The following is a 24,428-nucleotide window of genomic DNA, read 5'->3' as shown; positions in this document are numbered from 1 at the left end:
CACCGGTCAGAACGAGCAGTTGACCAGGTGGCACTCGGGGGTCAGCGGGACGTCGAACATGGCCTGGACCCCGTCGCGGAGGTGCGCGGCGAACTTCAGCACGTCCGCGGTGGTCGCCCCGCCCCGGTTGGTCAGGGCGAGCGTGTGCCTGGTGGAGAGCGCGACGGTGCCGTTGCCCCACTCGGTCCCGTAGCCCTGGCCGAAGCCGGCGTGCTGGATGAGCCACGCGGCGTGCAGCTTCGTGCCCTTGGCGTCCGGCTGGCTGGGGCACGCACGGGCACGCTCCGGCACCTCGGCGAGCACCGGGTTGAGGAAGAAGGAGCCGACGCTCCAGGTGTCGTGGTCGGCGGCGTCCAGGACCATCTTGCGGGCCCGGCGCTGTTCCAGGACCGCCTCGCGCACGTCGGCCGGGTCCGCGGTGCCGCCGACCTCGATCGACAGCCGCTCGGCGACCGCCGGGAACGTGATCGGGGCGGACTGCCCGCCCCGGCGGAGCCGGAACGTGACGTCCAGCACCACCCAGCGGTCGCTGTGCTTGAAGACCGACTGCCGGTGGCTGCCGAACCCGCACCGCTCCGGCGTCCAGCGCGCCACCTCGCCCGTCGTGCGGTCGTACACGGACAGCGACTCCAGCACGTCGGAGGTCAGGGTGCCGTACGCGCCGACGTTCTGCACGGGTGTGCCGCCGACCGACCCGGGGATGCCCGACAGCGCCTCGACTCCGGCCAGGCCCTCGGCCAGCACCGTGCGGACCAGGTGATCCCACTCGACCCCGGCGGCGGCGGTGACCAGCTCGCCGTCGACGGCGAACTCGGCCGACTCCATGCGCACGACCGTGCCGTCCCAGCCGACGTCGCCGACGACGAGGTTCGAGCCGCCGCCCATCACCAGCAGCGGCGCGGCGGTCCGGTCCGCCTCGCGGAGCAACTCGATCGCGTGCGGCGTGCTGCGGGCGACTTCCAGCCGTCCCACCGGGCCACCGACCCGCATCGTGGTCAGCTCGGCAAACGTGATGGTCACGGGCCCGAGCCTACCGAGGGATCAGCGCACCCCGGTCGGCGGTCGCCCGCGTCGTGGCCGGACGGCCCGGTCAGCTCCGGCTGGGCTGGTTGAGGCGGATCATGTTCCCGGCCGGGTCGCGGAAGGCGCAGTCGCGCACGCCGTACGCCTGGTCGGCAGGCTCCTGGAGCACCTCGGCGCCCGAGGCGCGGATGTGCTCGAAGGCGGCGTCGACATCGTCGGTGGTGAAGATGAGCCCGCGCAGCAGACCTTTGGCGAGCAGGTCGTACTCCTTCTGCTTGTCCTCGGCGGAGGCGTCCGGGTGTGATTCGGGGGTCTCGATGGTGATCTCGAGGTCGGGCTGGCTCGGCGGTACGACGGTCACCCAGCGCATGCCCTCGTAGCTGACATCGGTGCGCACCTCGAAGCCGAGCACGTCGCGGTAGAACCCGATGGCCTTGTCGTGGTCGTCGACGATGATGAAGCAGTGTGAGACCTTGATGTCCATGCAGCTCACGTTACAGACGGGAACCCGGCCGGGGCCTCGCTCCCACTGAGCGGCGTCGTCTTCAGTGCCCCGTCTCGGCGCCCCGGTGCTGCACCAGGTTGAGCAGGTAACTGCCGTAGCCGCTCTTGACCAGCGGCTCGGCCAGTGTGCGCAGCTGGTCGTCACTGATGTAGCCGGCACGCCAGGCCACCTCCTCGACACAGCCGACCTTCAACCCCTGCCGCTCCTCGACCACCCGGACGAACTCGGCCGCCTGCATCATCGACTGGAATGTGCCGGTGTCCAGCCATGCCGTGCCGCGGTCCAGGACCGTCACGGTGAGCTCGTTCCGGCGCAGGTAGGCCAGGTTCACATCGGTGATCTCCAGCTCACCGCGGTCGCTCGGCTTGAGGTCCCGGGCGATGTCGACCACCTGGTTGTCGTAGAAGTACAGACCCGGGATGGCGTACCGGGACTTCGGCGCGACGGGTTTCTCCTCGATGGACACCGCGCGGCCGTCGACGAACTCGACCACGCCGTATTCCGACGGGTTGGCCACGTGGTGGGCGAAAATGCGCGCACCGCGGTCGCCGACGCTGCCGGCGAGCTGGCGCCCGAGGCCGCTGCCATAGAAGATGTTGTCGCCGAGAATCAGTGCCACTGATTGGTCGCCGATGAATTCGGCGCCGATGACGAATGCCTGGGCAATACCGGCCGGAACCTCTTGTGTCGCATATCCGATGGAGATTCCCCAGCGGCTGCCGTCACCGAGCAGTCGCTCGAATGACGACCTGTCGTACGGTGTCGTGATGACCAGGATCTCCCGCACACCGGCCATCATCAGCGTGCTGAGCGGGTAATAGACCATCGGCTTGTCGTACACCGGCATCAGCTGCTTGGACACTGCCTGGGTGACCGGCCAGAGTCGGGAACCGGTACCACCGGCAAGGATGATGCCACGCATGGCGTGCAACATACCGGAGTCCTCCTCTAGAATCCAAAGCCATGAAAATCCTCGTCACGGGTGGAGCCGGATTCATCGGCTCCGAATACGTGCGTAATGTCCTCGGTGGCGTTTACGGCGATGTCGATACGACAGTGACCGTGTTGGACAAGCTGACCTACTCCGGCAATGTCGCGAACCTCGACGTCATTCGCGACGACCCGCGCCTGACCTTCGTGCAAGGCGACATCTGCGATCTTGATCTCGTGCATGACGTGATGCCCGGCCACGATGCTGTGGTCCACTTCGCGGCGGAGACCCACGTCGACCGTGCGGTGCACCAGCCGGCCGCGTTCGTGCAGACCAATGTGGTCGGTACTCAGGTCCTGCTGGAGGCCGCGCACCGGCATGGCGTCGGGCGCTTCGTGCACGTCTCCACCGACGAGGTGTACGGCTCGATCGAGCAGGGCTCGTGGACCGAGGACTGGCCGCTTGCCCCGCGCTCGGCGTACTCCGCCGCGAAGGCGGGCTCCGACCTGCTCGCGCTGGCTTACCACACCACCTACGGGCTGGACGTGGTGGTCACTCGCTGCTCCAACAACTATGGCCACCACCAGTTCCCGGAGAAGGTCATCCCGCTGTTCGTGACGAACCTGCTGGACGGGGGCACCGTGCCGCTGTACGGCGACGGGCTCAACATCCGCGACTGGCTGCACGTCTCCGACCACTGCCAGGGCATCAACCTGGTGCTGGCCAAGGGCCGTCCGGGTCAGGTCTACCACATCGGCGGCGGCACCGAGCTCACCAACCGCGAGCTGACCGAGCGGCTGCTGACCGCGACCGGGCGGGACTGGTCCGCGGTTACTTACGTGGCCGACCGCCAGGGCCACGACCGGCGCTACTCGCTGAGCATCGAGAAGATCCGCGCCGAGCTGGGATACGAGCCGGCGGTTTCGCTGGCGGACGGTCTGGCCCGCACCGTGGCCTGGTACCGCGACAACCGTGCCTGGTGGGAGCCGCTCAAGGCGCGCGCGGGGCTCAGTTGATCCGCGCGCTCGTCACCGGCGCCGGGGGCATGCTGGGCCGGGATCTCGTCGCGGCGCTGCGGGACGCGCCCGGGTTCGACGTCGTCGGCCTGCGCCGGGATGAGCTCGACCTGCGCGAGCCCACCGCGGTGCGCGCCGCGGTGGCCGGGGCAGACGTGGTCGTGAATGCTGCCGCCTGGACGGACGTGGACGGGGCCGAGGCCGACGAAGCCGCCGCCACCGCGGTCAACGGCACTGCGGTGGCGGTGCTCGCGCAGGCCTGCGCGGATCGCGGCACCCGCTTGATCCAGATCTCGACCGACTACGTGCTGTCCGGTTCCGGACCGGCGCGCGCGTGGCCGGCCGACGCGGCCACCGGGCCGGTCAACGCCTATGGCCGCAGCAAGCTGGTGGGGGAGCTGGCCACCCGGGAGCTCCTGCCGGACACCGGCTACGTCGTGCGCACCGCCTGGCTCTACGGTGCACACGGGCGAAACTTCGTGTCCACCATGCTGTCCTTGGCACAGAATCGGCCGAGCCTGACCGTCGTCGACGATCAGCACGGCCAACCGACCTGGACCGTCGAGCTGGCCCGCCAGCTGGTCGACCTGGCGGCGGCGGCGGTGGCCGGGCGGGCGGCGGCGGGCATCTATCACGGCACGGCCGCAGGGGAGACGACGTGGTACGGCTTTGCCCGGGCGATCTTCGCCGCAGCCGGCCTTGATCCCGACCGTATCTCCCCGGTCACGTCCGCACAGTTCCCGCGGCCCGCCGTGCGACCTGTGCGCAGCGTGCTCGCGCACGACATGTGGGCGGCCGCGGGCGTGCCGGTGCAGCCCGATTGGCACACGCAGTTGCGCCAGGCGCTCGCCGCCGGGGTCGGGCGGGTGGCGGTCTAGCGGGTCGACGCGTGACGGTGCCGGGGGTGCAGGCTGCCCCCGGCACCGTCTTCGTATCCGTCGCACTTAACATGTCCGAAATAGATCATTGGCATGTTCTGCCCGGATGCAGGAGAAAAGATCAGCCGTATAGCCAGGCCCGAAATGGCTGTGTAGTCGGTCCATTGCGGAATGTCAGGTAGCTGACCCCGGTAATGCCCTGCCCAACCATAGACTCGGCGCGGTCGTGCAGCCCTGAAGCGGACACGCCCGGACGATGCATAACGGTCCGGTGCGGGGGGGGATTCGAGTGTGAGCATCACCCAGACCGACATGCGAGCAAGCAACACCCACGCGTACCAAGACGCCGAGGAGGGCATCACCGTCGTCCTGCCCAGGATTCCCTCGGGAAACCAGGCCGGGTTCGCACGGGTGAACTGGGAGACCGGGTACGTCCGGCTCGCCGTGCTGTGCGACATCGCCGTCGCCGCCTTTGCCGCGGTATTCGCGGTCTATGTTCGATTCGGTCAAACCTGGAACAGTCCTTGGAACCGGATCCATCTGGCCATCGCGGTGCTGTTCCCGCTGGGATGGCTGACGGCGCTGCTGGTGACGCGTGCCTATGACGCGAGGTACATGTTCATCGGCAATGAGGAATACCTGCGTGTGCTACGCGCGGCGATGTGGATCTCCACGATAATCGCGTTCGCGTCGTACATGCTGAACCTGAACATCTCCCGGGCCTACCCGCTGATCGCCATCCCGATGGTGGTGCTGCTGTCGCTGTCCTGCAGGTATCTGCTCCGTCGCGGCCTGCACGCGCGCTGGGCCAGCGGCCGGCTGCTGCGCCGGGTCATCGTGGCCGGTCATGAGCAGGCGGTCTGGGAGCTGACGGCGCAGCTGCGTCGCGAGCGCTATCACGGCATGGAGGTCGCCGGCGTCTGCCTGCCCTCTGAAGCCAAGCTGGCCGGTGCGATGCTCGGTCGCGGGCAGCGCCACCCCCGGGTGTACGGCACGCTCGACGTCGACGAGGTGGCGCACGCGGTCGCCGCATCCGGTAGCGATACGGTGATCGTCCTGCCGTGCCCCGAATTCGGCAGCAACGCGGTCCGGCGGCTGGCGTGGAAGCTGGAGCGCGACGAGATCGATCTGATCCTGGCAAGCGCCCTGGTCGACGTCACCGGCGACCGGACGACCATCCGGCCGGTGGTCGGCCTGCCGCTGCTGCACGTCGAGCACGCCCGGCTCAAGGGCGGCAGCCGGATGCTCAAGGACGCGGTCGACTTCGTCGGTGGCCTGGCCGGAACGCTGCTGCTGATGCCCTTCTTCCTGCTGATCGGCCTGCTGATCAAGATTACGCCGGGCCGGCGCGGCCCAGTGATCTTCCGGCAGACCCGGGTCGGTCGCAACGGTGCCCCGTTCCGGATCTACAAGTTCCGCACCATGTACAGCGATGCGGAGAGTCAGCTGCAGAAGCTGCGCACGCTCAACGAACATGACGGCTCGCTCTTCAAGATTCGCGCGGATCCCCGGGTCACGCCGATCGGCCGGTGGCTGCGCAAGTACTCGCTGGACGAACTGCCGCAGCTGTGCAACGTGCTCAAGGGCGACATGTCGCTGGTCGGCCCGCGGCCCCCGCTACCGACCGAGGTCGCCGAGTACGGCTTCGAGATGCGCCGCCGGTTGCTGGTCAAGCCGGGCCTGACTGGTCTGTGGCAGGTGTCGGGCAGATCCGACCTGCCGTGGGCGGAGGCGGTGCGACTGGACGTCCACTACGTCGAGAACTGGTCGTTGTGGATGGACCTGCTGATCCTGGCGCGTACCGCCCGTGCGGTGCTCAAGGGAACCGGTGCGTACTGAGCGACGAGTAATTTCGCGGCGGCGGTGAAGCACAGCCCGGTGTCTGTCACAAGACCGACATTAGGCGAGCGCTCACCGCCGCCGTGACTAGGTTGTAGCCGCAGGCGATCGCTGACCGCGTGCCACATGAACACGTGGTTCCCGACGCCGACTTCCTGAGGATGACAATGACCGAATCCGCACGCCGAGAGCGGGTCGTGCTCGGTGGCACCACCGTCGACCTGCTCAATACCGACGAGCTCATGGCCGCCGTGAGCCGCGCTGTCGCGGCGGACCTTCCGCGACCGCTCGCGATCGCTTCGGCCAACATCGACCACATCCACCACTTCTCGGCCCCCCGGGACCTGGACCGATCAGCGTCGGAGGTCGAATGGCTGGTCCTGCTCGACGGCGTGCCCCTGGTACGCAGAGCCAGCCGGCTCTCGGGGCGCGCCGAGGCGAAGCTGTCGGGATCGGACATTCTGCCTCGCGTCGTCGAGTTCGCCGAACGCGTCGGTGCCACGGTCGGATTCCTCGGCGGGATGCCGGCGATGCACGAGAGGCTGAGCCTCGCGCTGGCCGACCAGCACCCGACGCTGAAAGTGGTCGGGCAGTGGTCGCCGAGTCGTGACATCGTCGACGACCTGGGTGCCAGTGCCGCCCTCGCCGACGAGATCCGCGTAGCCGGGCCCGAGATCCTCGTGGTGGGGCTGGGCAAGCCGCGCCAGGAGCGTTGGATCGCGCAGCACGGCGCGGCGACCGGTGCACGCGTGATTCTCGCCTTCGGCGCTGCGGCCGACTTCCTCGCCGGAACCGTGGGCCGGGCGCCCGAGTGGGTGGCCGCCATGGGCGCCGAGTGGGCGTATCGGCTGCTGCGTGAGCCGCGTCGACTCGCTCGCCGCTATCTCGTCCAGGGCCCGCCGGCCTGGTGGAAATTGCGCACGAAGTCATATCTGCCTTGATCGACAGCCGGCGACAGATCGTCCGTGACCGGTCCGGCTGCCCTGCCCCGAGGAGCTGATGTGAACCTTTCCGTCCCGCGCGGATCTGTCGTCGTTCCGGCGCACAACGAGGAAGCTGTGCTCGCGGCCTGCCTGGACCCGCTGGCGGAAGCGTTCGCCAGCGGGGTGCTGGAGGGCGTCGTGGTGGCGAACGGGTGCACCGACGCGACCGCTGCCGTCGCCAGAAGATATCCGGGCGTCCGTGTCATCGAGCTCGCCGAGGGTTCGAAGTCCGCCGCGTTGCGGGCCGGTGAGAGGGCTGTCACGGCCCTGCCGCGCATCTACCTCGACGCTGACGTGGTGCTGCCGCTGTCGTCCGCCCTGGCCCTCGTCGATCGGCTGGCCCCGGACATGGCCGGTGACGGTCCGCTCGCCGCGCGGCCGCCCGTGAGCTATCGGCAGCAGACAGCGGACGGCCTGGTCCGCCGCTATTACCGGGCACGTGCGCAGATACCCGCGCTGCACCGTTCGCTATGGGGAGCGGGAGTTTACGCGGTGTCGGCCCGAGGTCGTGAGCGGTTCACGGAGTTCCCCGATCTGGTCGCCGACGATCTCTGGATCGACCAGATCTTCGAGCCGGACGAGATCGAGATCGTGAACTGCCCGTCGGTCGTGGTGACGACCCCCGGTGACGTGGCGAGCCTGATGCGGATCCTGCGGCGCACCTACCGGGGCAAGTCGGAGTTCCACGCGTCGGCGCCGGCAGCCCGCGAGACCGCCGGGGACACCGCCCGGGACATCCGCAAGCTCGCCTTCGGCTCCCCGACCGGCCTGGTCGACGCCGCCGCCTACTCCGGGCTGGTGGTGACCGCGCGGCTCGTGTCACGCCTGGCCCCTCGGCAGCGCAACGGCTGGGAGCGGGACGCCAGCTCCCGCCTCGGGACCGACTGAGCACAACCCTTCATACGCCGAATGACCGGACCTGCCCGATGCGGGCGGGTCCGGTCATTCGGTCATTCGGCGGTTATCCGCGTACGCGGTCCGACAGTCCGGGCAGAACGATCGTGGCGTCCGCGTCGCGCTCCACGTCCGGAGCCTGGCCTGACCCTGTCTTCGGCAGTTCCTGAGGCTCGTCGTCCCAACGGGACGCGTCGTCTTCGCCGTCGTCCGGGCCGGAGGCCTTCGCCGACGCGTCGTCCGAGGGCTGGCCGGCGCCGGGCTCGATGTCCCACTGCGGCACGATCACCGGCGTTATCGCGGGCACGACCGCAGCCGACGCCCGACGGCGTTGACGGCGGCGGAGCAGGGCGTCGATCGCGATGGTCAAGCCGATGGAGAGCAGGAAGCCGACACCGGCGAACACCACCGCGGCACGCTTGATCGTCGAGGAGGACTCCTTGACGTTGGTCCCGACGTCCAGCCGGTAGCTGGTGATCATGTCAGCCTGCTTCACCCCGTATGCCGTCTGCAGGGTGCTGACGGTCCTGCTGAACCGGGTGATCAGCTGCTCAGTCGTCCCGTTGGCCTGCGCGGCGCTGTCCCCGACGACCTCGAAGGTGATGAGCGGTGAGCTCGGGCTCAAGAGGACCGTGTAGGAGTCGCTGTATCCGTTGTCGTACAGCTCTTTGGCGACCGAGGCGTCGGTCACGGTCACGATCGACGCATTGCCCAGGGCCTGCAGGCCGAGCCCGGCCCACGGGTTGCGGTCGAAGGCGTTGGCCTGACCGGGTTGCACCTGCCCGATGGTCGGCGGCACGAGCTGCACGTAGGAGGTGGCGACGTAGGAAGGGTTTACGCGGGCTGTGGCCAGCGCGGCTACGGCGCCGCAGACCACGAGCAACGGCACGAAGATCATCCACCGGCGAGCCAGCAGCTTCGTAATGTCCCAGAGGTCCACCGTCCTCCTCCCATGCTTGAGCGACGCGTCCCTCGAGAGGTTCTCGCGAGACCGGAAGGGCCGCCTTGTTGAAGTTGACTACGTCCGGATGGAGGTCAACGTCCGGCAGGATACAGACTCGACGACGGCCCTCACCATCGCGCATCCCGGCAGTCCCCGTCGGGGCTCGGCCAGATCGCGTCACTTGCTCGGGCCACTTCGCAGCGAGCCGCGCGACCTGTCGGTCTACCGGACCGACGGGTCGGTGCTGACGCCTCGAATCGTCCGGCATCGCGTCGGAGCGGTGACTCCGCCGGTGCCACCTGCATTCTCACACCACGGCGAGCGTCGTGCGAGGACCGATCCGTGAACGCGATGGTGCCGACGGTCGACGACGCTCCGACGAACGTATGACGCCGCCGGGGCGCACGTGGCCGTCGTCCAGCGTTTCCGCACCCCGCGCCGCCGGGCGACCGCCGTCCCGCGGTGGCGCCGATCAGTACGAAGGCCGCTGTCGACAATCGGACTACCCCGACGGTGGAATCGCATGAGCGTCACCGGGTTTCGGCAACACTGGCGCACTTCCGACTCGGGCTGCCGCCACCTGGGGATTCTCTGGCCGTGTCAGCGTGAATCGAGCGGAGCACGCGCTGATTCGAGGTGAGTGGCGGCACGTCGCACCCTCGGACCACTAGTACCGTGGGGAACGTGGAACGGTGGCGCAGAGGCGGCGAGTCCATGTTGCGAGCATTGCGATACTGCCGGCTTTCGCCGGCCACGCCTGTGACACCGAGATCAGAATCCCGACGCCGACACACAGGATCCCGATGAAGCGACGTGACACCAGCCGAGCCCGTACGAAATTGGCGAAGACAGGCGGCACCGCCACAGCTCTCCTCGCGGTGATGACCGGGTCCCTACTGGCCTGCACCTCCCCGGCGGAGGAGCAGGGCCCCAGCGCCGCCTCCAGCGAGTCACCGGTCGCGGTGGTCGACGAGACCGGAGGCCCGACGTCCAGCCCGTCCGCGGCCAAGCCGACGGAGAAGGCGACGCAGAAGACGCTGAACCTGCCGCGTATCGAGTGGGAAGGCGGGCCTGCCTTCTGGAAGAAGTTCCCCGACGCGGCCGACTGGACGGACCCCGCGTTCTTCCCGGTCGGGATCTGGTTCAGCGGCATCAGCTCCGACGCCGAGGCCCAATGGGACAAGCAGCACGGCATCAACTTCTACATCGGCATGCACGAGGGCACGAACTTCGCACTCTTCGAACGCAACGACATGTACTGGATCGGCGACAAGCTCAACCCGACGTTCAAGGACTCCTCGCGGAACTGGCCGGGGATCTTCATGGACGACGAGGTGGACGGCACCGCGGCCAGCCCGGCGGAGGGCTTCCGGAAGCTACAGAAGATCAAGAGCGACAACGCGGGCACCAAGAAGTTCCTCTACACCAACTACACCCAGCTCGTGATCGGTTCCGACATGGGCCGGCGCGACCAGGAGCGTTACGTCAACGACTTCGCCGACGCCGTGTCGCTCGACATGTACTGGTACACGATCCCGTTCTGCGACTGGAAGCCCTACCGCGGCACGCTGTACGCCGATCCGGTGCCGGCCCGCACCTGCCGCACCGCGTCGAGCTACGGCCGCGCCGTCAACGGTCTCACCGTGCGCGACGCCGTCGACGGACGGCTGCAGCCCCGGTGGATGTTCATCGAGAACTTCAATGGACTGTCCGGCCATGCGCACCTGTCGTACATCACGCCCGAGCAGCTCAAAGCCGCGGCCATGAGTTCGGTCATCAACGAGGCCCGCGGCCTGTTGTGGTTCAACCAGTCGTTCACCGGCCCGTGTCAGAGCAGTGGCGTGCTGCGTGAGGCTCAGACGAAGGGCAGCAGCTTCTGCGGTCACGCGCAGATCGAGGCGATGGGCCAGGTCAACAAGTTCATCCACAGCCTCGCCCGCGTCATCAACACGCAGTCCTACAAGTGGAACTTCGGGTCGGGCCTCGACACGATGCTCAAGGCCCAGAACGGCAGCGCGTACATCTTCGCCATGACCGACGGCACGACCGGGCAGCGCACGTTCAAGCTTCCCCCGGAGGTTTCGGGCAAGTCGGTAGAGGTCGTGGGTGAGAACCGCACCATCGACGTGTCCGATCACTCGTTCCGGGACTCGTTCCCGCACGAGTACACCTACCACGTCTACCGCATCGTCATCTGACCGGCACAAGCGATCAGACCGTAATCCGTGGCGGTGATCCGGCCGGGCCGACAGGCCGGTGGATCGCCGCCACGGCGCGTGAACCCGTGAGGTAGGCCGATCACCCCGTGCGGGCTCCGCCCCGGCCGGGTCGTCGCCGCGACGCGGTCGCGGCTCACGCCCGCAGAACCGCCATCACTAGATCTTGCCGACGGAGACGCTCGCCGTGCGGACGAGGCGCTCGGGATGGGTGAGGCGCCACACGGCACCGCAGAGGCCCACCAGGATGGCGATCAGCACGACGTAGGTGGTGAAGCTCAGCGAGTCGAACGTGGCGCTCGCCGCGATGGCGGTGATCTGCGTCGACATGAGGGCAGCCGCCAGGTGCCGGTCGGCGGCCGTCTTCGATCGGCGCCAGGCTACGGCGACCAGGACGATCGCGCAGATGTGCAGGCTCGCCAGGGCGGCCACGCCGACGATGCCGTTCTCGAGCGCGGTCGCGAACCACTGGTTGTCGAGGTACTGGTATTGGGGCCACACCCACGTGCCCGTGCCCCGGCCGAACCACGGGCGCTGCACGAAGAAATCGAGCACCATCTGGTAGCGGTCGGTCCGCGAGGTGATGCTCGGATCCTCGCTCGCACCGGTGAACATCCATAGCAGCGTGCCCACCAGACTCGGCTTCGTGCCGGCCAGGACCGCGCCGAACACCAATGCGATGACGAACAGGTTGTAGCGCAGGCGCCAGGTCCAGACCGATGCGACGACCAGCATCGCGAGCACCGCGCAGATGATTCCGGTTCGGGAGATGGTCAGCGGGATGGCGATCGCGATGAGCCCGGCCAGTGCCCAGTAGGTCTGGCGGGCCTTGCTCGTCGGCGCGAAGGCGGCGAAATGGATGCCGAACGGCAGCGCCAACGCCATGACCACACTGAATTCGATGTAATGGGTCGCGGTGCTGGCGACGCGGATGCCACCGCCGCGAGCGACGATGTCCGCGGCCTCCGCTCCCTCCCGGAGCCCGGGAATGACGAAGTAGGTGGTGATGTCCAAGGCCAGGAACGACTGCAGGACGCCGACCACAGCCATGAACGCGGCACACCAGACGAAGGCCTTCAGCACGGCCTTCAGCCGCTCCCAGTTGGAGATGCCGTCCGACGCCAGCAGCATCAGCCCGCACATGGCCGCCGCCTGGAGCATCCACCGGTCCGCGGAGTTCGCCTCCATCATGGTCAGGCCACGCCCGTAACCCACCGCGTAGGAGACGAGCATGTCGACGAGCAGCAGCAGTGCGATCCAGCGGATCGGCTGCCGCCCTCGCATGACGAGCCGCGGGCTCAGCTTGACGAGGATCCACCACGCCACCGTCATGATCGCCAGCACCATGGCGGGGCGACCCAACCCGGTCAGCCCGGGCAACACCAGACGCGATGGGATCAGGGTCAGTAGGCAGATCGTCACGGACAGCACCACCGCCGCATCGATCTTCATGGGCCGCCGGCGGCTGAGGTACGTCTGCTGCCCGAGCCAGCTGGGCTCGAAGTCGACCGGGTGCCGCGTCTCGAGTGCGGGTGTGGTCGTCATCGGGCCGGCCACGCACGGCAGGGGCCGGAAACGGCCGGCAGGTGGGTCGTGGCGTCACCGGACGGGCTGACGGTCAGCGCACGCCACGCACGGGAGGTGTCCCGCCACTGCGGCGCAAGGGGCTTCGGCAGATGGCACACGTCTACGATTCGTCCTCTTCGTGGGTTCGCCCGTGGCGCGTCGGGACGCGACGTCTGCTCGCGCAGCATCTCGTGTCTGGCGCCAGGTTACCTGACAGGTGTCGACCCGAGGAATCCGTGGAATCAGACCATCGGCTCGGGCGACGCGCCGACCGGGTTCGTGGCGGCGCTGCCGTCGCAGCCTCCTCCGCACGGTGCGCAAAGGCAACAGGCCGCGACACGGGCGGCACCCGGCCCGAGCCGGCCGGCTCGGCGTCCAGCGGACGAAGGCACTGGTGACCGTCATGTCGAGGCATGTCGTATGCCCGACAGGCGTGGAGGTTCGCACCTGCTGACGCCGCCGCTAGCATCCCTGCGTGACCACACAGCGGAGCGAGCCGGAACGGCTTCGGCGAGTCGTCCACAAGGCATCTGGTGGCGACGGCCCAGACGGTCCGGTGAGCAGCTTGCGCGCGAAGCGAGGGACCCGCGCCGCCCGTCACGGCAAGGGCGTGGGCTGATGCCAGGTCGTGCCAGCGTCAGCGCCGTCATCGTTTCCTACAACACCCGCGAGCGCACGCTGCAGTGCCTCGCCCGGCTCACCGAGCAGTCGGTGGCCGCGCCGTTCGAGGTGGTCGTCGTCGACAATGCCTCGTCGGACGGGTCGGCAGACGCCATCGAGCAGGCGTTCCCCGGCGTGCGGGTGCTGCGGCTCCTGGAGAACGTCGGCTTCGGCCGGGCGGTCAACCGTGCCGCTGCCACGATCTCCAGTGATTTCCTCATGCTGTTGAATCCGGATGCCGAGACTGTCGGCCCGGTCGTAGACAACTTCGTCGACGTCGCCACCCGGCAGCCTGGGCACGGGCTCTACGTCGGTAGGTCGCTCAGGTCCGACGGGTCGGACGACGGGTATTCCATCCGCGGCCTTCCCTCGCTGTGGAGCCTGTTCACCGCGGCGACGGGGATCAGGTCGCTGGCCCCGTCCGCGCGGTGGGCGAATCCGGAGAGCCTGCCGCATCTCGACCGGAGCCAGCCGCACGAGGTGCCGGCGGTCTCGGGGTGCATCCTGTTGATCGACCGCGAACTCTTCGCCCGGATCGACGGGTTCGATCCGAGGTACTTCATGTACTGCGAGGACATCGATCTGAGCGTGCGCGCCCGGGTGGCCGGCGCCCGCCCCCTGCTGGTGCCGACCGTGAAGGTGCTGCACGATGTGGGCGGATCGTCGAGCTCCGTGCGGCAGAAGGTCATGGTCATGCGTGGCAAGACCACGTTCCTCCGCCACCACTGGCCACGCTCTGCGATGGCGCTCGGCCTGGCGCTGATGAGGGTCGAGGTGCTGACCCGCGCCGTGGCCGGCGGCGTCGGCCTCGGCTCGGCCGACTGGATCTCGGTGTGGCGGAGCCGGACCACCTGGCTGGGCGGGTGGCCACCGGTCGATGAGCAGCGTGTCCTCTCCGCCATGCAGTGATCGGACGTCCACCCCCGCCTCCGGAACGAGGAGACCCCCACGTGCAAACCCCTGACCCGCATGCCGACTCGGTGAGCCAGGTCTTCCTGACCCGCTTCAACCTGCCGAGCCAGGGCGTGGAGTCCCTGATCCGCGCCAAGGAGGGCTGGCTGCACGAGCGGATCGGTCTCTTCGAGCGGTTCACCGTGCCGTCGGTCCGGGCGCAGACGGTCCCGGTGAAGTGGATCGTGTACCTCGATCCCGAGAGCCCGGCATGGCTGCTCGAGCGACTGGCTCCCTTCATCGCGGAGGGACTCTTCGAGCCGATCTACCGGGAGTCGGTGCCGCCCGAGCAGCTCGCCGCCGATGTCCGGCGAGTCGCCGGCGCCGGCTCGACTCGGCTGATCACGACGAACATCGACAATGATGACGGTCTGGCCGCCGACTTCGCCGAGCGCGTGCGCGCTGCGGACCCGGGCGGGACCGGTCGTCACGCCATCTATGTCGCCTACGGGCTGGTGCACGCGCCGAGCGGGCTCTACCTGCGCAAGGATCCGACCAACGCCTTCGTGTCGGTGGCGGAGTCGTGGGACTCGCCGGTGACCTGCTGGGCAGGATGGCACAACCTGCTGGGCCGGCAGATGCCGACGGTGCTGGACACGGGGGCCCCCACCTGGCTACAGGTCATCCACGAGCGCAACGTGAGCAACCGGGTACGCGGGCGGCTCGTCGACCCCAGGCCATACCGTGCCCGTTTCGGCAACCTCCTCGATGAGGCGGAGATTCCGAGCGGCCGCGACCGGCTGCGCGACCGGCTGGTGCACGGCCCCGTCCGCGCGACGCGTGAGGCGGCGCGGGCCGGTGTCAAGGCAGTGGCCTTCCGCCTGCTCGGTCAGAACGGCTTCGACCGGGCCAAACATCTGCTCGGCCGGCTTGCCGGCTAGGAGCGTGCTTCGGTCACGCCGGGGCTCGACCGGGTCTGCCCATCGCCTCGGCCGTCGCCGACTCACGCACCCCGGCCGTCACCGGTTTACTCGTCCGAGCAGCCGGGCCTGGTCCTGACCAGGCAACGCGATCGGGAAGAACAGCTCGGTCGTGCCACCCGCGGCGCGCAGCACAGCCGGTGGCAGGCCGTCCCAAGGCTCAGCCGGCGGCACCTGCGGTGGGCGACCCAACTGTGTTCCGTGTGCCGCCAGCGCATGCATCTTGGCGTGGCGGAGATGTTCGGTTCGCACCACAACCGCACGGCGGCGCACGACCGTGGCGATCGCGGCCGCTGTCGACCTCAGGCGGTGTCCGGGCGTCATCGGCCACGCGTGCCAGAGCCATACCGGATACTCCAGCAGCTGCACCGTGCCGACTGCCGCACATGCACGGCGTGCCGCACGCCCCAGTGCCGCATGATCCGGATGTGGTTCATCCGAACATGTCGCATAGACCTCTTGAGGTCGCACGTCCTTGATGACCTCTGCGATGACGTCGACGAGCCGATCCTCGGCCGCTGCCAGCGTGCCGTCGACGAAGCCGGCCCAACGGAGGGCATCCGCCCGGAGGCCGAGCCGGCGAGCGGCCTCAGCCATCTCCTCGGCCCGCAACGCGGCCAACGCAGCGGGCGAGAGGTATGCGCTGGTGTGCGATCTGCTGCCGTCGGTGACCACGAGCACCGTCACTGCCGCGCCTGCCGCGAGCTTGCGCATGATGGTCGCGCCGCAGCCGAGCGTCTCGTCATCGGGATGCGGAGCAATGACCAGCGCATCTCGAGCAGCCACCGTTTCGGTGACATCCTTGGCGCTCAGCTTCGTCAACGAGCCGAACAACCGGCGCAGGCCGGCGAGCATGGCGCTCACCGCAGCCCTCGGCTCACGACATGGCGTGGCTCACGCCGGGCGAACGGCCCACGGCATCGCAGCATCATGCACACTCCGATCCAGGCACGGGCACGATCTGGCGCTGGTGGGCAGTCACGTCGGCAGCATATCGGGAACGGTCGTTGGCCGAGCATGTGACCTGGCAGGGGGGAGACACCCGATGGGGCGACGAGACGCCGTTCGAGCCGCCACGACGGTGTCTTGAAGCGGACACAACAGAATTGGTGACAGGGCCCGCTCGTACGATCGATCGGCAGGCCGCACCGCTAGCTGAAGGACATGGATACCTGGTGGGCGACACGATGCGACAGCTCGTCCGAGCAGCAAGCCACGCCCGCGAGTTGCGCAGGCGAAAGCCGCCACCGATCCGGGTCGAATCCGGTGCCCACCAGCGGCCGACCGTCTATTACCTGGCCCCTGACCTGGCCACGCCGAGCGGGGGCGTGCGAAACATCTACCGGCACGTGGATGCGCTGAACGCTCTCGGCATCGACGCCGCGGTCATGCATACGAAGGCGGGCTTCCGTTGTGGTTGGTTTCCCCACCACACCCGCACGGTGGCGGCGGCCGAGGTTACCGTGCGCGGTTCCGACATTCTGGTGATTCCGGAGTGGTACAGCCTGCACCAGCTGCCCCGTGGCCCGCGTAAGGTCGTATTCAATCAGGGCGTGTATCACACGTTCGACTACGTCCCTTTCGAGGGCACCGCCGCGGGCGCGCCCTACGCGGCTGTGCCGGACCTGGTGGCGCTGCTCGCGGTGTCCGAGGACAACGAAGCCCTGCTGCGATACACCTTTCCGGCGATCCCGGTCCACCGCTGCCGCCCGGTGGTCGACAGCAAGGTCTTCCATCCCAGGGTCGGTGCGCCAGGCCGCCGGGTCGCCTTCCTGCTCAACCGGCGGGCGGCTGAACGCGAGCACCTGCTGCACATGCTGCGGGCCCGCGGCGTCCTCGATGGCTGGGAGCTTGTGCCGATCGAAGGCCGCAGTGAGACGGAAGCGGCGGCGTTGATGCGCGAGTGTGCCATCTTCTTCAGCTTCAGCGACCGGGAAGGCTTCGGGCTACCGCCCGCCGAGGCCATGGCCAGCGGCTGTTATGTCGTAGGTTTCTCGGGACTGGGCGGCCGCGAGTTCTTCGACCCGGAGCACTGTTCGCCGGTCGCGGAGAATGATCTGCTGGCATTCGCCGGCGCCGCCGAGGCGGCGATGACGGCGTTCGCGCATGACCCCGAGGAAATCGTCAAGGCGGGCCGAGTCGCCTCCGAGCGCATTCTCGCGCGTTACTCCGATGACGGTCTGCGCGATGACCTGCTCGCCTGCTACGGGCAACTGCTATGACCGGTGCGCCAACGGCCTGAGCGCCGCCTGGGCCGACAGTGCGACCGGACCCGGCCGACCGGGTGCGTGACATGAAACGGCGACGGCGGCCGGTGAGAACCGCCGTCGCCGTTGTCCCGTATCAGCGCACCGTCGAAGTCTGGCTGGAAGTCGCGGCCGGTGCCGGCACAGGCGCCTCCGGTGCCTCGTCCGTCATCGGATTCTGGAAGGCGCTCAGATCGCCCAGCTGGTTGATGTCGCGATCCCACCACCGCTCGGCGAGCAGTTTCGCGATCGTCTGCTCCGAGAAGCGGTACTTCACCACCCGCGCCGGGTTGCCGAGCACCACGGCGTACGGCGGCACGTCCCGGTTCACGACGGCGCCGGCGCCGATGACGGCACCATGCCCGATCCGGTTGACCTCGGGCAGGATGACCGCGTTGGCGCCGATCCAGACGTCGCTACCGATCTCCAGCGGCCGGTGCTCGACCAGCCACCGGTCGGTCAGACCGAGCGCCGGGTTGAAGAACAGTCCGCTGGTGCTCTTGAACGTCAGCGGGTGGTTGTGATTGACGACGCGGACGCCCGCGGCTATGGAGCAGTAACGGCCGATGGTCGTGTCCCGATCGATCATCCATGGCGCGAAGCAGCCGCCGTGGGTGTACATGCCTATCTCCACGCCCCAGTATCTCTTGAAGATCTCCCGAAGAGCGGACGACGTGAATTCGTCGCCGTCCGTTCGGCGTAGGAGCCACAGCACCATGCTTCGCACGCGTGCGCGGCGAATCCCATAGAGCTTCACCAACACCCGCCGGATCACTCGGCCTCCCGGACCCCAGATGATGCAATCGATCGAGTCGAATAACTCGGCACGGCGCACCCACCCCCGGTGGGCCTGCCAGGCTCGTTCTTAGCAGATGGAGGGCGCGTCCGCCAGGCGATCACTGCGGCGCCCGGCCACACGGAGGGCTGGGCCACCGGCCGACCGGGCGTCTGCTGCGAGCCGAAAAGGCAGACTTTACGGCCGAGTTCCGGCGCGCCCGCCATAGTAAAGTGCCTCGTGCACGATCGTCGTGCCGATTCGGCGCTGGAGCCCTGATGACCATCGGCGTTCGTCATTTTGTCGACAGTGTCGGCACGCGACCGTTGGTGGTCCTCTTCGGAGCCAATTCGTGGGACGGCATTCTCGTCAACGATCGGCTGCTCGCTATTGAGCTGCAACGCCATTGCGACGTGTTGTTCATCGATCAGCACCTGTCGGTGCTCTCCGAGCGAGCCAAGGAGCGGGGCCGGCTGCACGCGCTGTGGCCCGAGGTGGAGCACGTAGGGCCCCATCTGACGCTGTTGCGGCCGGTGGCTCTGCCCGCGCACACCCGGCGCGGCGTGCGGCATCTGACGCCGCGGCTGTTGCGGGTGCAGGTGCGGCGCGCGCTGCGCGCGATGGGCCGGCAGCCGCAGGTCGTGATCGACGCACGGTTCGGCCGCATGACGGGTTTCTGGGGCCGCGGGGTCCTGAACGTCATGTACGCCACGGACGATGCCGTGGCCGGTGCCTACCTGATGGGCCGTGACGTGTCGGCGGTGGAGGAGGACGAGCGGGAGACGCTCGCGCACGCCGATCTGGTGCTCGCCGTATCGGACACGCTGGTCGCCCGGCTGGCCGGGCTCGGGCGGAAGGCCAAGCTGCTCGCCAACGGCGTGCCCGTCGAGGCGTACCGGGACCTTGACGCCATGGCACCGGCGCCCGAGGTCAACCTGCCTCATCCGGTCGCCGGCATCATCGGCTACCTTTCGGAGCGCATCGACATCGAGCTGCTCGAAGCCATCGTGGCGGCCGACCTGTCGCTGCTGCTGGTCGGCCCGCACGATCCACGGTTCGAGCCGGATCGGTTCGCACGGCTCGTCAGCCACCCGCGCGTGCATTACGTCGGCAAGCAGCCCTTCGCGAGGCTTCCCGCATATCTGCACCACATCGACGTCGGCATCACGCCATACACCGACTCGGACTTCAACCGCGCGTCGTTCCCCCTGAAGACTCTGGAATATCTGGCCGCGGGCCGACCCGCGGTGAGCACCGATCTGCCCGCCACCCGTTTTCTGGGGACAGATCTGATACACATCGCCACGAGCGCTGAGGCGTTCACGGCAGCCGTGTGGAAGGCCAGCGCGGAGGCTCACGAGCCAGACCGGGTGGTGGCCCGTCGGGCGTTCGCCGAGCTCCACTCATGGCGCCGACGCGGCGACGAACTCGCGGCGCTGCTCGGCTTCGCGCCGGCCGACTGGCCGCCAGGCAGCGGTGGAGCATCGAGATGGGGAGAGCATGTCTGACCGACCGAGGGTGACACTCGGCATCACCGCGTACAACAACGAGCGATACCTGCCTGGCGCGCTCGATGCCGCGCTCGCCCAGGAATTCGCCGACTTCGAGGTGGTCGCGTGCGACAACCGGTCGACGGACGCGACGTGGGACATCCTGCAGGCGTACGCCGCCCGAGACGCACGGGTGCGGGTCTTCCGCAACGAGTCGAACCTCGGTGAATCAGGCAACTACGCACGTGTGGTGAGCCTGGCCCGGGGGGAGTTCTTCCGGCTGACCTCGCACGACGACCTGATGGCGCCGGCCCTGCTCCGCCGCTGCGTGCAGGCCCTGGACGACAATCCGGCAGCGGTCGCGTCCTATCCCCAGAGCATCGTCATAGACCACACCGGGCAGCAACTCTTCGCCTGCACGGACGAGCCGGCCGTGCGGCAGGCGACGCCGGCGGCGCGCATCGCGGGCGGCATGGGACTGCTGCGATACAGCAATGCGGTCTTCGGCCTCGTGCGCATGGACGTGCTGCGCCGGACCAGGCTGCATCTGGCCTTCGGGACGGCAGACCGTACGCTGATCCTCGAACTCGTCGCGCGGGGCCAGATCGAGCTCGTCCCGGAGTATCTCTTCTACCGGCGCGGCTCCCGCGACGGCAACGATTTCGGCGGAGCCACCAACGCCCGCGACCGGTATGCCTGGCTGGAGCCCGAGCTGGCGACGCGGCGGCGGCTCAGGTTCACCGGCAACAACGAACAGCTGCGCTTCTACCGCGAGACCATCCGCTCCCTGGCCGTCAGCGAACTACCGCTACGCGGTAAGGCGGGGGCGATCGCCGCGTTCGGTATGGTGTGGCCGGCAACCGAGGCACGCATCCGGCTTGGCGCGCTGCGCCGACGCCGGGGGTGGGCAAGGGACGCGATGACCTCGAAGGACACATGATGAGTGCGGACCGCATGGAAGCCGCTGCGCCGAGCCTTGCCGCCGTCGCACAGCCGGGGCCGGTGCGCCAGGAGCGTGTGACCGACGACATGGCTGACGCGACCACGGAGTCGCCGGCGCCGGTGCTGCAGGAGGAACCTGCGCCGGCGACGCCGGACGGCCGGTTGCCGCGCGCGGCCGTGCTGTGGTCGTACGTCTTGACGATCGGTCGTTTCGGCACCACCGCCGGCGTCACCATCGTCATGGCGAAGTTCCTCTCGCCGGCCGACTACGGCCTGGTGGCGCTCGCACTGGTCTGGGTGACCTTCGCGCAGTCGCTCTCCATACACGGCCTGGTGCAGGCGATCACGCAGCGCGAGGAGGTCGACGACAGCCACTACGACGCCGCGTTCTGGGTCACCGTCGGCACGGGTACGGCCCTGGCGGCCGTCTTCGTGATCGCGGTGCCGCTGTGGGCGGCGGTAAACCAGACGGCGGACCTGATCCCGATCTGTCTGGCGCTGGCCCCGGCCATGGTGCTCAACGCGGTGCTCGTCGTGCCCGACGCGATCCTGCGGCGCGAGCTGAAGTTCCGGTCGCTGTCCATGCGCTGGCTGCTGGCTGGGCTGGTCAGTGGTGGCGTCGGCGTCGCTGGCGCGGTGCTGGGATGGGGCGTCTGGGCCCTCGTGGCGCAGCAACTCGTGATGACCACCATCTCGGCCACGGCGGTGTGGATCGGGGTGCAGTGGCGGCCGCGGTTCCGTCGTATCGGCCCCGCGCTGCGGGAGCTGCGGCAATATTCGCTGCATTCGCTGTCGGGCTTCTTCGCCTATTTCGTCGCGATGCGCACCGACGCGCTGATTCTGGGCCCGATGTTCGGTCCGGCGGCGATCGGCCTCTACCGGTTCATCACGCGCATCGCCGAGATGGTGAACGATGTCGCCACCGGTGGGCTCGCCCAGGTCGCGATGCCCCACCTGTCGCGTGCCGCGGCCTCGCGCGACGAGTTCGACCGCTACGCGGCTCGATACCTGCACACCGGCACGCTGATCGCGTTCCCGGTGCTGGGCATCCTGTTCGCGGCCGGTCCGCTGTTCCTGACCTGGGTCGGTCCGCAGTGGACGCCGGCTGGGCCGGCTTTCCGGGTGCTGTGCGTGGCCATGGCGGCCGTGGCGCTGGGTCCGCTGATGGGCGCGATCTTCCAGGCGGCGGGCCGCCCCGACACGCTCGCGGCGATCAACTGGGGTTCGGCCGCGGCTTCGGTCGGGCTCATGCTGGCGGCCGGAGCGTTGTTCAACGACAGCTCTCCCGGCACGCAGGTCCTGGCCATCGCCACGACGTTCGCGATCCTTCAGTGGACCGCCGCCCTCATCGCACTCGCGCTGATGTTCTCCCGGGTCATGGTCCGGTCGTTGATGGCCGGTCTGCGGCCGTCGCTCCCGGCTGTGGCCGCGGCGGTCGGAGCCGGTGCCGCGGGCTCGGCGAGCCAGGCGCTGCTGCACGGCACGAACACCACCGTCAGCCTGATCGTCACCGGTGTCGTCGCGGCCGTCGTCGCGGCGGCGATGCTGGCGGTCACCGACCGCGAGGTGTCGACGCGGGTGGCGCGGATCGTCCGCGGCCGCCGCTGAGCGCGGCAGCAGGCTTGACGCCGTGGCCTGGTCGTTGTCGGATATGTGACGGCCAGCGCCGCGGCATGCTGTCAGTCATTCAAGCACGTGACTGGACCTCACCTCGGACCCGCATCTCGGGGCGGTGCCGGTGTCGATCGGCGCTCGGAACGCCGGAAACTCTGATAGACATGCGTCAATTCGGTTCATCGCGCCGGCGCCAGCCGGTCCGGTAGGCTCCGCGGGGCAATGGCAGTCGCGTGGAACGTGTTAGGTGGGGAAATGCAGATCCGCGAGAAGCTCGTTGACTTCGTGGTCAACAACTACCTGTTCGGCGACTCGGCTCGGCTGCCGAGCGACCATGAGTCGCTCGTGGACCAGGGCATCATCGATTCGACCGGCGTGCTGGAGCTCGTCGAGTTCCTCGAGGAGTCGTTCGGCATCGAGGTGCTGGAGGTCGAGACCGTCCCGGACAACCTGGGTTCGATCGCCAACCTGACGAAGTACGTCGAGGGCAAGCAGGTTGGCAGTGGCCTGGCGCGATGAGCGCCTGACCGCCGGCGACCACCTGCTCGGCCAGGGACGCCCCGACGACATCGCAGTCGTGGACGGCGCCCACCGGCACACCTACCGCGACCTGCGCGCGGCGGTGGCCCGCCTGGTCGGCGCCCTGGCCGCGCTGGAGCTGCCGGTCGGCTCCCGGGTCGCCGTCCTGGGGCCCAACTCGTTCTTCTGGATCGCGGGTTACCTCGCCGCCATGAAGGCGGGTTGCGTCGCGGTGCCGGTGGCGGACAAGGTCACGCCGGAGGAGGCCCGCCGCAACCTGGCGCTGGTCGAGGTGGCAGCCGCATTCGTGGACCGCCGCGCGCTGCGCCGGTTCGGTGCGGTGCTGGAGGGCGTCGCGGTGATCACCGAGGAGCGGCTCGCCTCGACAGAGGCGGTGGAGCCACCCGCTCCGCGCCCCTGCGACCTCGACGCCGACGCCGCCCTGATGTTCACGTCCGGCACGACGTCGCGGCCCAAGGCGGTGCGGGTCACCCATCGCAACATCCTCGCCAACACCGACTCCATCGTCGACTACCTCGGCCTGCGTGCCGAGGATCGGGTGCTGGCGGTGCTGCCCTTCTACTACTGCTACGGCGCCTCGCTGCTGCACACGCACCTGCGCGTCGGTGGCCGGATCGTGCTGCTGCACTCGTTCGCCTTCCCGGAGACCGCGCTGGATCTGCTGGAACGCGAGGAGTGCACGGTGCTGGCCGGCGTGCCGTCGACGTTCCAGCTGCTGCTGCGGGCGGCGAGCTTCCGCGACCGGGAACTGCCCTCGCTCCGGGTGATCCAGCAGGCGGGCGGGAAACTGGCCCCAGTGCTCGTGGACGAGCTGCTGGAGGCGAAGAGCACCGCGGACCTGTTTCTCATGTACGGGCAGACCGAGGCGACCGCGCGCCTGTCCTACCTGCCGCCGGCGCTGCTGCGCAGCAAGCCGGCCTCGATCGGCCGGGGCATCCCGGGTGTCGAGCTGCGAGTGCTCGACGACACCGGCCGGTCAGTGCGCCCCGGTGAGCAGGGTGAGATCTACGCCCGGGGAGAGAACATCTCTCCGGGATACCTCGGTGCGCCGGAGGAGTCGGCGGCCAAGTTCACCCCGTCAGGGTTGCGTACCGGCGACCTCGCCACCGTGGACGGTGACGGCGACATCTTCGTCCTCGATCGCCGCGACGACTTCATCAAGTCGTGGGGATACCGCATCTCCAGCCAGGAGGTCGAGGACTGCGCGCTGCGCATCGACCGGCTCACCTCGGCCGCGGCCGTCGGTATGCCCGACCTGGCGGCGGGTGAGGCGGTCACCCTGTTCGTCGTGGCCCGGCCCGGCGCTGAGGTCACCGCGGACGAGGTGCTGGCGGTCTGCCGGGAGCACCTCGCCAAGCACATGGTGCCGGCCAACGTGTTCGTGGTGGATGCCCTGCCGCTGACGAGCAACGGCAAGGTGGCCAAGGCGCGCCTGGTCGCGGCGGCAGCCGAAGGCGCCCCGACGACGTGACCCGCCCGACGAACGAGGAGTGACG

At 68.7% G+C, this 24,428-nt stretch carries 20 protein-coding genes and 1 pseudogene; 14 read left to right on the top strand and 7 right to left on the bottom strand.

Annotated features, from left to right (window positions below):
• Nucleotides 1-6: 6 nt before the first annotated feature.
• The 3 genes from F9C41_RS30720 to rfbA all read right to left on the bottom strand — a co-directional run bounded on the left by F9C41_RS30720 (nucleotide 7) and on the right by rfbA (nucleotide 2,450).
• Nucleotides 7-1,020, bottom strand: a complete 1,014-nt coding sequence (locus F9C41_RS30720) for a UDP-N-acetylmuramate dehydrogenase (protein ID WP_155390287.1) — start codon at nucleotides 1,018-1,020, stop codon at nucleotides 7-9.
• Between the two features lie 70 nt (nucleotides 1,021-1,090).
• Nucleotides 1,091-1,507 (bottom strand): VOC family protein, encoded by a 417-nt coding sequence (locus F9C41_RS30715; RefSeq protein ID WP_155390286.1) that lies wholly within the window; start codon nucleotides 1,505-1,507, stop codon nucleotides 1,091-1,093.
• 61 nt (nucleotides 1,508-1,568) lie between these two features.
• Nucleotides 1,569-2,450 carry a glucose-1-phosphate thymidylyltransferase RfbA gene (rfbA, locus tag F9C41_RS30710; RefSeq protein WP_155390285.1) on the bottom strand — a complete coding sequence of 294 codons (882 nt, stop codon included), beginning with the start codon at nucleotides 2,448-2,450 and terminating at the stop codon, nucleotides 1,569-1,571.
• A 41-nt stretch (nucleotides 2,451-2,491) separates the two neighbouring features.
• Here rfbA and rfbB point away from each other — a divergent pair, with 41 nt between their 5' ends.
• The 5 genes from rfbB (at nucleotide 2,492) to F9C41_RS30685 (ending at nucleotide 8,063) form a co-directional block, all read left to right on the top strand.
• Nucleotides 2,492-3,475: a dTDP-glucose 4,6-dehydratase gene (gene rfbB / locus F9C41_RS30705; protein WP_155390284.1), complete on the top strand. Its 984-nt coding sequence runs from the start codon at nucleotides 2,492-2,494 to the stop codon at nucleotides 3,473-3,475.
• Nucleotides 3,472-4,353, top strand: coding sequence for a dTDP-4-dehydrorhamnose reductase (gene rfbD / locus F9C41_RS30700; RefSeq protein WP_155390283.1), 882 nt, complete (start codon nucleotides 3,472-3,474; stop codon nucleotides 4,351-4,353). Before rfbB ends, rfbD begins: the two co-directional genes overlap by 4 nt.
• Nucleotides 4,354-4,797: 444 nt before the next feature.
• Nucleotides 4,798-6,192: a sugar transferase gene (locus F9C41_RS30695; RefSeq protein WP_230690137.1), complete on the top strand. Its 1,395-nt coding sequence runs from the start codon at nucleotides 4,798-4,800 to the stop codon at nucleotides 6,190-6,192.
• A 167-nt stretch (nucleotides 6,193-6,359) separates the two neighbouring features.
• Complete coding sequence (locus F9C41_RS30690; RefSeq protein WP_196280025.1) at nucleotides 6,360-7,133, top strand: WecB/TagA/CpsF family glycosyltransferase; 774 nt, start codon at nucleotides 6,360-6,362, stop codon at nucleotides 7,131-7,133.
• Between the two features lie 60 nt (nucleotides 7,134-7,193).
• Entirely contained in the window at nucleotides 7,194-8,063 is an 870-nt protein-coding gene (locus tag F9C41_RS30685) for a glycosyltransferase family 2 protein (protein WP_196280024.1), read from the top strand.
• Nucleotides 8,064-8,136: 73 nt separating this feature from the next.
• Here the strand turns inward: F9C41_RS30685 and F9C41_RS30680 are convergent, their stop codons facing one another.
• Entirely contained in the window at nucleotides 8,137-9,009 is an 873-nt protein-coding gene (locus F9C41_RS30680) for a YveK family protein (RefSeq protein WP_155390280.1), read from the bottom strand.
• An 884-nt stretch (nucleotides 9,010-9,893) separates the two neighbouring features.
• Here F9C41_RS30680 and F9C41_RS30675 point away from each other — a divergent pair.
• Nucleotides 9,894-11,210, top strand: coding sequence for a hypothetical protein (locus F9C41_RS30675; RefSeq protein WP_155390279.1), 1,317 nt, complete (start codon nucleotides 9,894-9,896; stop codon nucleotides 11,208-11,210).
• 177 nt (nucleotides 11,211-11,387) lie between these two features.
• On the opposite strand, the gene F9C41_RS30670 is transcribed toward F9C41_RS30675, so the two are convergent.
• Complete coding sequence (locus F9C41_RS30670; protein ID WP_155390278.1) at nucleotides 11,388-12,785, bottom strand: O-antigen ligase family protein; 1,398 nt, start codon at nucleotides 12,783-12,785, stop codon at nucleotides 11,388-11,390.
• A gap of 429 nt (nucleotides 12,786-13,214) precedes the next feature.
• Between F9C41_RS30670 and F9C41_RS30665 the strand changes: the two genes are divergently transcribed.
• Complete coding sequence (locus F9C41_RS30665) at nucleotides 13,215-14,363, top strand: glycosyltransferase family 2 protein (RefSeq protein ID WP_155390277.1); 1,149 nt, start codon at nucleotides 13,215-13,217, stop codon at nucleotides 14,361-14,363.
• A 41-nt stretch (nucleotides 14,364-14,404) separates the two neighbouring features.
• A complete protein-coding gene (locus tag F9C41_RS30660; RefSeq protein WP_230690136.1) occupies nucleotides 14,405-15,286 on the top strand; it encodes a glycosyltransferase in 882 nt (293 codons plus the stop codon).
• Nucleotides 15,287-15,364: 78 nt separating this feature from the next.
• Here F9C41_RS30660 and F9C41_RS30655 read toward each other — a convergent pair whose 3' ends face one another.
• Nucleotides 15,365-16,180: a PIG-L deacetylase family protein gene (locus F9C41_RS30655; RefSeq protein ID WP_155390276.1), complete on the bottom strand. Its 816-nt coding sequence runs from the start codon at nucleotides 16,178-16,180 to the stop codon at nucleotides 15,365-15,367.
• A gap of 320 nt (nucleotides 16,181-16,500) precedes the next feature.
• Between F9C41_RS30655 and F9C41_RS30650 the strand changes: the two genes are divergently transcribed.
• Nucleotides 16,501-17,547 carry a glycosyltransferase gene (locus F9C41_RS30650; protein ID WP_196280023.1) on the top strand — a complete coding sequence of 349 codons (1,047 nt, stop codon included), beginning with the start codon at nucleotides 16,501-16,503 and terminating at the stop codon, nucleotides 17,545-17,547.
• A 241-nt stretch (nucleotides 17,548-17,788) separates the two neighbouring features.
• Here the strand turns inward: F9C41_RS30650 and F9C41_RS42235 are convergent.
• A pseudogene (locus tag F9C41_RS42235) lies at nucleotides 17,789-17,995 on the bottom strand (CatB-related O-acetyltransferase); the annotation flags it as partial.
• A 629-nt stretch (nucleotides 17,996-18,624) separates the two neighbouring features.
• On the opposite strand from F9C41_RS42235, the gene F9C41_RS30640 reads away from it, so the two are divergent.
• The 5 genes from F9C41_RS30640 (at nucleotide 18,625) to F9C41_RS30620 (ending at nucleotide 24,403) form a co-directional block, all read left to right on the top strand.
• Nucleotides 18,625-19,854 carry a glycosyltransferase gene (locus tag F9C41_RS30640; protein ID WP_155390274.1) on the top strand — a complete coding sequence of 410 codons (1,230 nt, stop codon included), beginning with the start codon at nucleotides 18,625-18,627 and terminating at the stop codon, nucleotides 19,852-19,854.
• Between the two features lie 10 nt (nucleotides 19,855-19,864).
• Nucleotides 19,865-20,776, top strand: coding sequence for a glycosyltransferase family 2 protein (locus tag F9C41_RS30635; protein ID WP_196280022.1), 912 nt, complete (start codon nucleotides 19,865-19,867; stop codon nucleotides 20,774-20,776).
• Nucleotides 20,776-22,386: a lipopolysaccharide biosynthesis protein gene (locus F9C41_RS30630; protein ID WP_196280021.1), complete on the top strand. Its 1,611-nt coding sequence runs from the start codon at nucleotides 20,776-20,778 to the stop codon at nucleotides 22,384-22,386. The genes F9C41_RS30635 and F9C41_RS30630 overlap by 1 nt, the downstream gene beginning before the upstream one ends.
• Before the next feature lie 261 nt (nucleotides 22,387-22,647).
• Complete coding sequence (locus tag F9C41_RS30625; RefSeq protein ID WP_155390271.1) at nucleotides 22,648-22,911, top strand: acyl carrier protein; 264 nt, start codon at nucleotides 22,648-22,650, stop codon at nucleotides 22,909-22,911.
• Nucleotides 22,895-24,403 (top strand): class I adenylate-forming enzyme family protein, encoded by a 1,509-nt coding sequence (locus F9C41_RS30620; protein ID WP_230690135.1) that lies wholly within the window; start codon nucleotides 22,895-22,897, stop codon nucleotides 24,401-24,403. Before F9C41_RS30625 ends, F9C41_RS30620 begins: the two co-directional genes overlap by 17 nt.
• The last annotated feature ends 25 nt before the right edge of the window (nucleotides 24,404-24,428 follow it).

It is taken from the genome of Catellatospora paridis (assembly GCF_009720365.1).
In the GTDB taxonomy this organism is placed as follows: domain Bacteria; phylum Actinomycetota; class Actinomycetes; order Mycobacteriales; family Micromonosporaceae; genus Catellatospora; species Catellatospora paridis.
The sequence above is the reverse complement of the archived record's forward strand: the minus strand, read 5'-3'. Positions and strand labels throughout refer to the sequence as shown.

What these genes read in the sequence shown, in the direction of transcription:
- F9C41_RS30655 (WP_155390276.1), bottom strand. Translation starts at nt 16,180, where the DNA reads ATGCTCGCCGGCCTGCGCCGGTTGTTCGGCTCGTTGACGAAGCTGAGC.
- F9C41_RS30715 (WP_155390286.1), bottom strand. Translation starts at nt 1,507, where the DNA reads ATGGACATCAAGGTCTCACACTGCTTCATCATCGTCGACGACCACGAC.
- F9C41_RS30665 (WP_155390277.1), top strand. Translation starts at nt 13,215, where the DNA reads ATGCCCGACAGGCGTGGAGGTTCGCACCTGCTGACGCCGCCGCTAGCA.
- F9C41_RS30675 (WP_155390279.1), top strand. Translation starts at nt 9,894, where the DNA reads ATGACCGGGTCCCTACTGGCCTGCACCTCCCCGGCGGAGGAGCAGGGC.
- F9C41_RS30630 (WP_196280021.1), top strand. Translation starts at nt 20,776, where the DNA reads ATGAGTGCGGACCGCATGGAAGCCGCTGCGCCGAGCCTTGCCGCCGTC.
- rfbB (WP_155390284.1), top strand. Translation starts at nt 2,492, where the DNA reads ATGAAAATCCTCGTCACGGGTGGAGCCGGATTCATCGGCTCCGAATAC.
- rfbA (WP_155390285.1), bottom strand. Translation starts at nt 2,450, where the DNA reads ATGCGTGGCATCATCCTTGCCGGTGGTACCGGTTCCCGACTCTGGCCG.
- F9C41_RS30625 (WP_155390271.1), top strand. Translation starts at nt 22,648, where the DNA reads ATGCAGATCCGCGAGAAGCTCGTTGACTTCGTGGTCAACAACTACCTG.
- F9C41_RS30690 (WP_196280025.1), top strand. Translation starts at nt 6,360, where the DNA reads ATGACCGAATCCGCACGCCGAGAGCGGGTCGTGCTCGGTGGCACCACC.
- F9C41_RS30640 (WP_155390274.1), top strand. Translation starts at nt 18,625, where the DNA reads ATGACCATCGGCGTTCGTCATTTTGTCGACAGTGTCGGCACGCGACCG.